Source organism: Pseudoalteromonas aurantia (assembly GCF_005886875.1).
GTDB classification, from domain to species: domain Bacteria; phylum Pseudomonadota; class Gammaproteobacteria; order Enterobacterales; family Alteromonadaceae; genus Pseudoalteromonas; species Pseudoalteromonas aurantia_A.
This window is the reverse complement of record NZ_PNBY01000077.1, coordinates 17,564-30,037: the sequence shown is the minus strand read 5'-3', so window position 1 is coordinate 30,037 and position 12,474 is coordinate 17,564. Positions and strand designations below refer to the sequence as shown.

11 protein-coding genes are annotated in these 12,474 nt (G+C 38.9%); 1 reads left to right on the top strand and 10 read right to left on the bottom strand.

What is annotated here, in order from left to right:
* Positions 1–167: 167 nt before the first annotated feature.
* The 4 genes from CWC18_RS15910 to CWC18_RS15895 are packed head-to-tail and all read right to left on the bottom strand — an operon-like array spanning position 168 to position 2,906.
* Positions 168–1,865, bottom strand: coding sequence for a DUF2326 domain-containing protein (locus tag CWC18_RS15910; RefSeq protein ID WP_138675665.1), 1,698 nt, complete (start codon positions 1,863–1,865; stop codon positions 168–170).
* On the bottom strand, positions 1,855–2,085 hold the full coding sequence (locus tag CWC18_RS15905; RefSeq protein ID WP_138675664.1) for an ABC-three component system middle component 6: 231 nt from the start codon (positions 2,083–2,085) through the stop codon (positions 1,855–1,857). The genes CWC18_RS15910 and CWC18_RS15905 overlap by 11 nt, the downstream gene beginning before the upstream one ends.
* Positions 2,072–2,620, bottom strand: coding sequence for a hypothetical protein (locus CWC18_RS15900; RefSeq protein ID WP_138675663.1), 549 nt, complete (start codon positions 2,618–2,620; stop codon positions 2,072–2,074). The genes CWC18_RS15905 and CWC18_RS15900 overlap by 14 nt, the downstream gene beginning before the upstream one ends.
* A 1-nt stretch (position 2,621) precedes the next feature.
* A complete protein-coding gene (locus CWC18_RS15895) occupies positions 2,622–2,906 on the bottom strand; it encodes a hypothetical protein (protein ID WP_138675662.1) in 285 nt (94 codons plus the stop codon).
* 279 nt (positions 2,907–3,185) lie between these two features.
* Between CWC18_RS15895 and CWC18_RS15890 the strand changes: the two genes are divergently transcribed.
* Entirely contained in the window at positions 3,186–4,157 is a 972-nt protein-coding gene (locus CWC18_RS15890) for an integron integrase (RefSeq protein WP_138591559.1), read from the top strand.
* 116 nt (positions 4,158–4,273) lie between these two features.
* Here CWC18_RS15890 and glmS read toward each other — a convergent pair whose 3' ends face one another.
* The 6 genes from glmS to CWC18_RS15860 all read right to left on the bottom strand — a co-directional run bounded on the left by glmS (position 4,274) and on the right by CWC18_RS15860 (position 12,422).
* Positions 4,274–6,094: a glutamine--fructose-6-phosphate transaminase (isomerizing) gene (glmS, locus tag CWC18_RS15885; protein ID WP_138675661.1), complete on the bottom strand. Its 1,821-nt coding sequence runs from the start codon at positions 6,092–6,094 to the stop codon at positions 4,274–4,276.
* Between the two features lie 82 nt (positions 6,095–6,176).
* Entirely contained in the window at positions 6,177–6,944 is a 768-nt protein-coding gene (locus tag CWC18_RS15880) for a DeoR/GlpR family DNA-binding transcription regulator (RefSeq protein ID WP_138591557.1), read from the bottom strand.
* Positions 6,945–7,097: 153 nt separating this feature from the next.
* Entirely contained in the window at positions 7,098–7,394 is a 297-nt protein-coding gene (locus CWC18_RS15875) for a DUF6482 family protein (RefSeq protein ID WP_138675660.1), read from the bottom strand.
* A gap of 587 nt (positions 7,395–7,981) precedes the next feature.
* Positions 7,982–10,381, bottom strand: a complete 2,400-nt coding sequence (locus CWC18_RS15870; protein WP_138675659.1) for an ABC transporter permease — start codon at positions 10,379–10,381, stop codon at positions 7,982–7,984.
* 1 nt (position 10,382) lies between these two features.
* A complete protein-coding gene (locus tag CWC18_RS15865; protein ID WP_138591554.1) occupies positions 10,383–11,084 on the bottom strand; it encodes an ABC transporter ATP-binding protein in 702 nt (233 codons plus the stop codon).
* Positions 11,085–11,165: 81 nt separating this feature from the next.
* Positions 11,166–12,422 (bottom strand): efflux RND transporter periplasmic adaptor subunit, encoded by a 1,257-nt coding sequence (locus tag CWC18_RS15860; RefSeq protein ID WP_138591553.1) that lies wholly within the window; start codon positions 12,420–12,422, stop codon positions 11,166–11,168.
* Between the last annotated feature and the right edge of the window lie 52 nt (positions 12,423–12,474).

Sequence of the window (12,474 nt, the reverse complement as noted above, 5' to 3'; positions counted from 1 at the left end):
ATTCCAATCGGCTTAAATAATTTAACGTCGCTACTCTTAGAAAAACATATTCATCACTATTTACTATAAATAAGCTATAAAACTCACTTCGGACTTGTTCAACACCCAGATAAGGTGTCGGCTGCGCGACACCTATCCTTATTTGTTATAACCCGCTTTCACCTAAACTAAATCTTAAAGAATTTATTTGTTTCAGATAATTCTAATACAACAGATTCTTTCTTAAATACATCAAATTCTTCATTTGTTAACTTGTCACTTAAAACAGCTACGATATATTGTCCATTGCTTCTATTGGCATTTTGGAATATGTCAAAAACCTGATTTACATCAACATCTTCTATACTGTCATGAATTACAAATGTTGGCCGCTTTAACCTTTTTTCATTTACGAAATTTATATATGCTAAATCAAATGCACTAAGTTCGCCTTTCTTTTTACCGCCTGTAGAATTTGGCGATATACAAGCTATGTCAAACTCACACTTTTCTTTATCAAGATTGAAATTTAAATCGAAAATATATCTTTCATTATAAAATGATTTACTTAGATCACCGAAATATTGATTAAACAGCTCAGTGTTACTATCGAGTTCAACAGTATTACTATTAATTTTATCAACTACCTTAGATTTAGTATCTTCTAGGAGCTCAATTGCTTCTTTGGTGTCCTCTATTTTTTTTAACAGAGCACTTGTACTTGCTATATTCTCTCTAATAGATGACAGGTCGTTATACATTCGTCCAATTGATTTTAAAGTGTCTGGTTCATTTATATTTTTAAACACACTAGCTTCTTTTTCTTGCATATTATTTATATCAAGGCGGACACTAGCAGAGGTAGATTCGACACTATGTAACTCAGCTTCTATCAATTTAACTTTATTTGCTAAAACTTTATTATGGAAAACAACAAGCTCACCATAAGATCTTTTTAACTCACCACTTATCGCAATCCCAGCTTCTGCATAGATATCTGATAGTTCTCTTCCATTAACATTAGTTGCACTACTTTTAAGGTTTTCAATTGATTTATTTAGGTAATTTATTTTATTCTCTAACTTCGAATAAGATAAAGTCAGATCAGATATTTCACCTTGCACTCTGACAAGCTCTTTGACGTTAGTCTCCTGATTATCCTTAAAATCAAACTCTGATATTCTTTGCTTTAAAAGTTCAGCCTCTGCTTCGAGAGGTTTAATCATTTTGACTAGAGAAGTTTCTTTATGGGGTTTTCTGTATGCTGCTAAATGCTTTTTTTTAGTTGATACCTGGTTATTAATTGATGCTTTTTCTTTTAGAAGTTCTAATCCTGTAAATCCGAAAAGAAAAAGATATACTTGATCATATAAATCTGGCTTAGAATTTATATGTAAAAACCTTGTGGTGTTTTGCATTTTCTCGTTTGTATTGCGTATAAATTTGTGGCTCAAATTCCGTACCGATGGCTTGTCGCTTTGTTGGCCAAATATTTGTGTTGATACTAGTTCTTTATACTTTTTACTATCTGTATTTTCACGGTTTATATAATAAAAAGCTTCTTTTGTATTCGTTTTTAAATCCCTCGAAATAATATAAGGCTTATTGTCAAAACCGAAAAATTCTAGTTCTACTAAAATCTCATTATTATCTAAGAAATCAGTAACTTCAGGGATAGTCTTCTTAAACTCAGGCTCGGTGTAAATATCCTCACCGGAAGAAAGAAATAGATAATCTATTAATCTAGAGGGTGTTGATTTACCGACACTATTACCACTTTTCGCACTCTTTGAATCGGAATTTAATATTAAATTCAGTCCTTTTTTGAACTGAATACTCCTAAGTAGTTCTTTGTTTTTAAATACATTTAATTTATCAAGTTGCATATACTAAAAATCCATTTTCGTTGATGTCTAAGGCACCGATAATGTAAAGCCAATCTAAAGAGAAAGTGAATACCTCATATGACATATCTAACTTATCTTTTATTGCTGAATACAGTTCTTCAATTCCTATTTCAGTAAAGTCTATTGACGACAATTCATTTAAGATTGAAGCTCCAATATAAATTGGATTTAACATAGGGTCAGAATCAATTGTGATCATTAGGGTTTTCCAAAACAATACATTCTATTATTGAGTAGCTTGTAATAAGGGCTATTCCAAAGTTAATATCTTCATCATAGTAACCTGCTTGAAGATCAGAAGAGGCTCTTACAAATTCACTAGACAATGACATAACCCTTTGAACAATATTGTCCGATTGTGCTTTGAGCTTTGTTAAATCAAAAGGCTTAGAACTAATGCCAAAGTCAGAAAGCGCATTTCTGTAAAACATCTTCATTTGTCGCTTTAATTTTGTGCTTCCGTTGTTAATAAGTTGGTTTAGCTGAGTTATAGAGCTATCAATTAAAACTGAATTATCAACATACTCATCGACTAACCAGCGATGAGTAACTAAATCATTGAAATTTATCTTTATTTCAATTTCAGCAGGATCTCGACTTAAATTACATGATTCTGTATTTGAAATGGCTATTATTTCAACTAACTTACCTAATATACTGGAACGAGCTACTCTATTTTCATTATTGATATTTACAGGGCCTAAATTATCCTTAAAGGTGACACCTTTACTCATATTAGCCTCGATTATCTATATTTACAGAGCCAGAATTATCTTGAAAGTATTGTGATTTTTCACCTTGAATAACTTCATTATTATTCTCTGTTTTATTTATAGATAATCTTAAATCATGGTTCTCCTGACTTATCGTTGTAATCTGTAAGTTAAGTTTGTCTATAGTTTTTAGAGCTTTTTCTTTAGCTAAGGCTTGATAAATCGCAATAATTGCAGCGATTAACGATAAGGTATAGCCAATAGTTCCAACAATTGGGTTTGATAAGAATGTTGTTAACTCATCCATGCTTTTTTAGAATCTCCATTTTAATTTATTGCCCAAATCTAAAAGGGTTATAACATGTTTATAGCGAGCAAATCGCGTGTTTTTCTACCGCTGTACCGCTCCCTTCTCTGAATAGTGTATTTCTATCAGAGTCTCTAAGTAATTGCTAGTAATTAGGAAAACACTACTTGCAAATAATTCGTGAATAGACAAAAAGAAGCTGTTAGGTCGTTTTCTTGACTATGCGAGCAACTCCACTATAACTGTATATATATACAGCCACAGTGAGTGAAATTTCAAATGAAAACTCGATCACCTTATTTGAACTATATCACTGACTATATGATCACTCGGCATTACTCGCTAAGAACTGTTAATGCTTATTTGAGTTGGATTGCTAATTTCATTCACTTTCATAATAAGCGTCATCCAAGTTCAATGGGCGATAATGAAGTCGTGGCATTTTTAGATCACCTCGTATTACAAAAGAAAATGTCACCAAGAACCCAAATGGCGGCACTCAATGCCTTAGCTTTTTTATATAAACATATCGTAAAAAATGAGCTGTCACTAAACTTAGATTTCGCTAGAAGTAGCAGACAACCTAAGCTCCCTGTTGTAATGACAACTGACGAAGTCAAACAAGTTATGTTAAATCTGCAAAAACGTTATTACCTAATTGCGGGTTTAATGTATGGCAGCGGTTTAAGGGTGATGGAAGCAGTTCAACTTCGAGTTAAAGATATAGATTTTGATTATAAATGTATTCAGGTTTGGTGTGGCAAAGGTAATAAACATCGGATTGTCACACTTGCTACAGAGCTGATACCCTTGCTCAGAAATCAAATTTTACAGGTTGATGAGTATTTAACGTTAGATCTACAAAATGAACAATATGCTGGGGTCTGGATGCCTCACGCCTTATCGAAGAAATACCCATCAGCAAATAAGTCTTTAGCTTGGCAATATTTATTTCCGTCATACAAACTCAGTGGAGATCCTGAAACAGGGGAAGTTCGCCGTCATCATTTCCACCCAACTTGTATCAGAAAAGCAGTAAAAAAAGCGGTTAAACAGGCTAACATCATGAAACTCATTACTCCGCACACATTCAGACATTCTTTCGCTACTCACCTATTACAAAGTGGGGCTGATATTCGTACTGTACAAGCGCAGTTAGGGCATTCTGATGTTAAAACAACGCAAATATACACTCATGTTTTACAGCAAGGTGCTAACGGAGTAACAAGTCCACTCAGCAAAATATTATAATCGTCTGCTTTAGAGCTTAGAATAAGCTATTTCTGGAATATGCGACCGTCTCTATGTTTTTAGAGTAGGTATATCTTTATTGTTCACCCACAAAAAAGGCGCTTTCGCGCCTTCTTCTATTCTACCGTGACCGATTTCGCTAGGTTGCGAGGTTGGTCAACATCGGTGCCTTTAATCACCGCAACGTAGTACGACAATAGCTGCAATGGGATTGTATATACAACGGGGGCAATCGTATCTTCTAAATGATTGACGTTGATTACACGCATTGTGTCATCTGACTCAAACGCGGTGTCTTTGTCAGCGAATACATAAATAATACCGCCACGAGCACGGACTTCTTCAACATTTGATTTAAGCTTTTCAAGCAATTCGTTGTTAGGGGCTACCACGATGATTGGCATATCTGCATCGATCAAAGCTAACGGACCGTGTTTTAACTCACCCGCCGCGTAGGCTTCTGCATGAATATAAGAGATCTCTTTCAGTTTTAGCGCCCCTTCCATCGCAATTGGGTATTGTGAACCTCGGCCCAGAAACAGGGAATGGTGTTTATCAGCAAACTCTTCGGCTAGGTCTTCAATATCACTTGCCAGTGTGAGTGCTTCTTCCAATTTGTTTGGTAGCGTTTTAATGGCACTGATGATTTCACTGTGATCTCGACCTTTTTCTTGTGCAATTGACGCGGTTAGCATCAATAAGCCAACAAGTTGCGTGGTAAATGCTTTGGTAGAAGCCACACCAATTTCAGCACCCGCTTTGGTCATAAAGGCCAAATCAGATTCGCGCACCAATGAGGAACCCGGCACATTACAAATGGTCATCGACCCCATATACCCTTGCTCTTTCGCTAAGCGCAGTGCAGCCAAAGTATCGGCGGTTTCACCTGATTGTGAAATCGTCACCAGTAAGCTGTTTTCGTGTACAAACGACTGGCGATAACGAAACTCTGAGGCAATCTCTACATTACAGCTCACGCCTGCAAACTGTTCCAGCCAATAACGCGCGACCATACCTGAATGGTAAGAAGTACCACAAGCAATAATTTGCACGTGTTTTACATTTTTAAAAATTTGCTGAGCACTGGCCCCAAACGCATCCACGGTGACACGATCATTTTCAATGCGCCCTTCTAAGGTGTTACGCACGGCCAATGGCTGCTCGTAAATCTCTTTGAGCATGTAATGACGATAGTCCCCTTTGCCAGAGGCATCTTGGGTAATGTTTGATTCCACTACATCACGCTCAACGGCATTGCCTTGGCTGTCGAAAATCTCCACTGAATCGCGGGTAATGCGCGCCACATCGCCTTCTTCTAAAAAGATGAAGCTGCGGGTCACAGGTAACAATGCCAATTGATCTGAGGCAATGAAGTTTTCACCTAAACCTAGACCTATCACCAACGGGCTACCTGAGCGCGCGACAATCATTTCGTTATCGTTCGCTTTATCAAATACCACTGTGCCATACGCGCCTTCAAGTTGCTTCACCGCGGCGCGCACAGCCTCTAATAAGCTATCGTGCTGCTGTCGCAGCTGATGAATGAGGTGCACCATCACTTCGGTGTCAGTTTCTGATAAAAACTCGTAACCATCCCCTTTCAACGCGGTGCGCAGTGGGCCATGGTTTTCAATAATGCCATTGTGAACAAGGGCAATTTCATCATTAGAAATATGCGGGTGTGCATTGGTTTTCGTTACACCGCCGTGGGTTGCCCAACGTGTGTGTGCGATCCCAGTGCTCCCCTTCACTCCTGCATCAAGTAAGGCATTTTCAAGGTTAACCACTTTACCTACCGCCTTAACGGTATTTAACGTGCCAGCCGTGCCTAAGGCTACCCCTGCAGAGTCGTAACCTCGATATTCAAGGCGTTTTAAGCCTTCAATTAAAATTCTATTTACTGGGCGCTCAGCAACCGCCCCAACTATGCCACACATACTCTCTCCATTTAATTTTGCACGCTAGTGTGATGTTTATATTCATGAGCTAACACGGTTTAATGTATGTTTGCTCGTTGATTTACACCTCGACACAGATCAGTTGCACGCCACAGGCTTCAATCACTTGGCGTGCTTGCGCTGCCAAGTTGTTGTCGGTGATTAAAGTGGTGACTTGATCCCAAGGTAGTTCTAAATTCGGTATTTTGCGGCCTATCTTGTCAGACTCAACCATCACCACGACTTCGCGTGCTGCTTCTGCCATCACTTGGCTCAAGCCCACTAGCTCGTTGAATGTGGTGGTACCTCTTTCAATATCAATGCCATCAGCACCAATAAAGAGTTGGTCAAAATCGTATGAACGTAATACTTGCTCTGCTACTTGCCCTTGAAACGATTCTGAGTGCGGATCCCATGTACCACCAGTCATCAATAAGGTTGGCTCATTTTCTAAAGAAAGCAAACGCTTAGCGACATTAATTGCATTGGTCATAACCACGAGGCCTCGCTTGCTAGCCAGTTCAGGGATCATGGCTGCGGTTGTACGGCCACTGTCAATAATAATGCGATTATGATCTTTGATTAAATTAGCGGCAGCTTTAGCAATTGCCATTTTGCGAAGGGAATCTTGTTTATCGTTGCTTTTTGCAACGATTTCTTGCGGTAATGCAATCGCGCCGCCATAACGACGTAACAGCAACCCACTCTTTTCGAGGGCGGTTAAATCCTTTCGAATCGTAACTTCTGATGTTTCAAATTCAACAGCAAGTGTATCAACACTGATCTCACCTTGGGTATTTACTAAATTTAATATGGTATGCCGACGCTGCTGAGTGTTTCTTTTGGTCATTTGAGTATCATTAAGTTTCGTTTCGAAATTTAAATGTATTTTAAACGAAACTTAATGAATTACAATACTTCGTACGTTTTACATTAGATAAGAACCTGTCGCTGGCACCTTAACTGCTCAGTATTAAAGTCACAGACTGTTGCAATACCAAATCTAATGAGACAAGGTCAACTCAATTTTACCATGCCCAGTCGTTGCCGCTCCGACCATTTCATCATAGGCGGTTTCCATATCCAAAATAGCTTTCGTTGCGCCCAACTCGATCAACTGCATTTCAGCCTCTCTGAGCGATTTAAATGTCATTGTGTTCCCTTTTTTATCGACCAGTAGATGGTAGTCTCCGTTATCATCTACTCCACCAGCTAAATAATGATTGGAGTCTGCATAACTCAATATCACCGCATTTAATTCATGTTGCTTGAAATGGTTTTTTAATTGTGCGCTTTGCATAAATCACCCCTTGGTTAATTTTTATACACACATAATTAAACGTCTGAAGCCATCCTTTTGTTCACCCTGATGGTAATTTTTTCTATCTATGAAAAAAGGCGCCGAAGCGCCCCGAGTAGGAAGTTGTTTATTAGAATTAATTCAATATGTTAACTTTCAGGCCTACAGCAGCTATAACGTGACTCTGTGGCTTCCTGTATTAAATTCTATGTACTTATTACGCAATCAATTCTTGTGCCAAAAATAAAATACTAAATATTCAATAACTTAAATAAAAACAAGCTGATAATTGCCCAGTGGCCGTGCATAATCGGACAGTAAGCGTCCGGAAGTGGACAGTTTGAAGCGGTAAATATTATTGTTCTAGCATAAGTAATACCTAACAAGGTTACGGCACAGATATCATTTATGATCAAATGAAAAAATAGCTTCGTAATCAGGCTTGCCTTAAGCAGTGAAGTGCGCTTAATGGCATCTATTATATTAAAATGTTCGTGCTATTCTTTTGACTAGTACAAACATAAAAACGGCCAGTATGCATTGCACACTGACCATTAATTGCGCTCAAGCGTTTATTACTGCGCGCTTTATTCGTATCTTAATATTAAAGAAGGTCGAGCACTTGCCGCTTTAAACGCCAAACTTGCTACCGTTAACCAGGTGATCCCAGCGACCAATAATGCCGCACTCACATACACCCACCAAAGCTGCTCAACACGGTCGTTAAAATTAGCTAACCATTCTGCAATCACCCAGTAAGTCACTGGGTAAGCAATCGCAATACTCACGCCCACTAATATTAAAAATTCTTTTGCTAAGAGGTTTACCAAGCTAATTCGCGATGCGCCCAACACTTTACGAACGGCCACTTCTTTTTGTCTACGCAATGCTGCAAATGAGGCAAGCCCGAAAGTACCTAACATAGTCAAGATGACTGCTAAGCTAGAAAAGATGAACACCATCTCAGTAATACGCTGATCACTGCGTAACAGGGTTTGATAATTGTCACTCAGTAATGCGATTTTTGGTTCATATATCTTGTGCTCTTTTGCTAATAATTGTAGCACTTGCTCTTTGATATAAGACACATTGGACGAGTCTATCGTTACAATCACATTTGCTGTTGGCGCATATGTCATGCCCGCTAAGAAAAAGATGCTCGAATACGCCTCTTTCATATTACCTACTTTAACATCATCCACCACGCCTACCACGCGCATACGCATGCCTCTGCCTTTATCAGTAATTGTTTTACCAATAATTTGTTCATAATCGGTGTAACCCGCTTGACGCGCAACCGATGCGGTGATGATCGCCCCTACATAAGTGGTATTGTCTTTTCTTGAAGCCCAGTCAGATGCAAAAGTAGCACTAAAGTCTCGCCCGGCTAATAACTCCAAACCCAGACCTTCAACAACGCCAAACCCAGTTCCAACAAATGGTATAACTCCCTCTGAAGACTCACCATTTGGCCATGTTGGTATCACAGAGGCATTAATCGCCGAAGTCAGCTCAGTATCAATTACAGTGGTTTGTACCACGCCGTCGATGGTATTGATCTTATCTAACAACGCACTCGACTGTTTCGTCAATATGATGTTCTGAGGTAACTGTGAAATCACTAAGCGATGCGTTTTGTCGTAGCCCAAAGGCAAACTTTGTAGGTAATTTAATTGCTGCTGTAATGTCACTGCAGCAATAATTAATGCTACAGATAATGACGCTTGCAAGGTAAGTAAGCTTTTACGAACAAATATTGCTGTACTACCACGCTGTAAGTCTCCGCTAAGAACGCGTTTAGCACTAAAAGAAGAAATAAATAACGCAGGATATAACCCAGCAAGAATACCAACAATCACAGCACCAGAAACTAAAATAGCACTATATATTGAGGCATAATCGATCACTAACGCTCTATCAACCAAAGTATTAAAACTAGGTAATAGTAACTCAACCAAAAAGCTCGCCACCAACATCGCAAATAGTGACACCATCACTGATTCAGCCAAAAACTGTGTGACTAATTGAGGTTTACTGGCCCCAAGCGCTTTACGCACACCCACTTCTTTGGCGCGTTTAGTCGACTGTGCAATAGACATATTAATAAAGTTAAATACTGCAATTAAAATTAATAATACACTCAATCCAATACAAATATTGACCGCTTGCTGAGTACCTCCGGTTTTCATTTCAAATGGCGATTTTGCATCTAAATGTAAATTCAACAATGAATGAAGCTGTATGCTTATCTGCCCTCTCGCAGGCCCGTTATAAAACTTATCCGTCATGTTCTCAGCAAGATCAGTAATATTAGTGTTGTTCGCTAACTTGATATAAACATAATTATTGTGCATATGGATATTATTCGGATCTTGCTTTATGTATGCTAAACTTTTAAATGCGAAGTGTGTATTATCTGGCAAATCGGCAAATACGGCATATACCGTAAATTGGCCCTTAGCATGCTCTAAAGTTTGCCCAATCACGTCTGTTTTACCAAAAATACGCATCGCTTCTGAATAACTAAGCGCCAACCCTGTTGGTGTATTTAAAGCACGTTCCATATTGCCATGTAGGGTCTCTATTGAGATAAAGTTAGCAATATTGGCTGTTGCGCCAAACAAACCATCTAACTTATATCCTTGCCCATTTAACTTTACGTCAGTCATTACGGTACTATTTGGGTCTTGATCCACCATGGTGATCGCAAACATGTCTTCGACTTGATTATACTCAAGTGTCTGTAACCCTCTGGCATAATTAAAAATTGGAATAACAGCCAAACCCATTTTAGAGTAATCTTGAGCGATGCGGTACACCCTATCTGCATCAGGGTGTTGGCTATCATATGACAGTTCATTCTTGACAAATAATGCCACCAAAATTGCAGCAGCTAACCCCATACTCAGGCCAAACAAATTCAATAGAAAATGCTGCTTTTGCATTTTAAAGGCGCGTAACGCAGTGATTAAATAATTATGTATCATACTAAACCGCCTCGCTCATTGACGCTGCACCTTGTGCCTTATCAACCATGACTTGACCGTCTAATAAGCGCACAAGCCGGTCAGCATAAGTCCCTTCTTTTTCTGAGTGTGTTACCATGATCACTGTGGTCCCTTCATCGTTTAACTCACGTAACATGGCCATAACCTCATCCCCATTTTTAGAGTCTAGATTACCGGTTGGCTCATCTGCTAAAATCAATTTAGGGTTAATAACCAATGCCCTTGCCACGGCTACGCGCTGTTGTTGTCCACCAGATAACTGCTGTGGTAAATGCTCAGCTCTATGGTCAATGGCGACGCGTTTTAAAATCGCGTCTACTCGTTGTTTTCTTTCTGATTTAGAAATATTTAAATACTGCAAAGGGAGCTCAACATTTTGGTATACAGTAAGCTCATCAATTAAGTTAAAGCTCTGAAAAACAAACCCAATAGATGCTTTGCGTAATTGAGCAAGTTGCTTTTCGCTGTATCCAGAAATATCCGTACCGTCAAACTCAAAACTGCCTGATGAAGGTGAATCAAGCATACCTAAAATTGAAAGCAAAGTTGATTTACCACAACCAGATGGCCCCATAATGGCCAAAAACTCCCCGTCATCAACCTGTAGATTAATATTATTTAATGCGGTTGTTTCTACATCTTGTGTTCTAAAAACGCGATTTAAGTTAGTTAATGTGATCATAGCTTTACCCTTTATTTACTGCATCCACTGTCGTTAGTATCAGCGTTATGATCTAACGACATGTAAAAATTAAGTTATTGTTTAATTTAGTTTTAGTTGTTCTGCTTTATCAAAGTTACCATAACTAGAAGTAATAACGCGATCACCGGCTTGTAACCCACTTAATACCTCAAAATAATCTTGATTCTTTTTACCTATAACAATCTCTCTACGCTGTGCATCTGTACCATCTTTTGACACTACATACACCCACTTACCACCACTATGTGTGAAAAATGCACCTCGATTCAACAGCATAGCGTTGTCTTTATTGCCACCTAACATCAATTCAATATCAATACTTTGTCCACGCTTAATCCCTTGCTGACCCGTTGGTAAGTCCACCTCGATATGAAATTGAGATTGGCTCACTCTGCTATCTATTTTGCTCACACTGGCTTGTACTTCTGTATTACCAAGCTCAATTACAACTTGCATGTCAAGGTGCACTTGATCCAAGTAAAACTCATCAAGGCGTACGACTAATTTATATTCATTCGGAATATCAATTTGGCCTAAACGTGCACCGCGTGATTTTGACTCCCCCATTTCCACATCAAGTTCACTTAAATACCCAGATACCGGGGCCGTAATTAATAAGTTATCTAAATTTTTACGCGCAAATTGTAAGTTCTTTTGCAGCATTTTGGCGCTATCTTCTAATTGCTCTACTTGTACCTTACGAATACTGCTTTCCTGCGCTTGACGTTCTAACGTTAATTCTTTTCTCGCTTTGTAATACACTAAGTCATCTTTGATCTGCGCCAAGTTTTCTTTTGCTAAAACACCTTTTTCTGTTAATGCTGTTGACTGCGTATAGCGACGCTCTAAATGACTGATCTGAAGATCTATTTCTAATAAATCTCGACGTAGGTTTAAGCGACTCGTCTCCATGTTCATTTGTGTATTTCGTAAAAAGTTAAGCTGCTCAGTTACTTGTGCTTCTCGACTCATAACATCTAGTTGCAAATTGGTGTTACTTAAGCGCACCAGTGGCTGACCTTTCTCAACGTACTCACCTTGCTCTACCAGTCGCTGCTCAACCTGACCACCTGCGATTGTATCAAGATAAATTGTCTTTTTGGGTACAACTTGCCCACGTAAACTCAACGCATCAACAAATGCGCCTTGACGAACCGTGCTAATGGTTAAACTGTCTTTCGCTAACGTCTGGCTGCGACCTTGAGTACCCGCTTGACTGAATCCATACGCTGCTGCAGCTAGCCCCAATGTGATGGCAACTACCACTCCTTTTTTAAGGTGTGTTTGAAATCCTGAACGTGCTATTTTTTTATCCATGCGTCTATTCCTACTGATACGTTGTCCGCAGCCATTGGCTGATGTATATCTT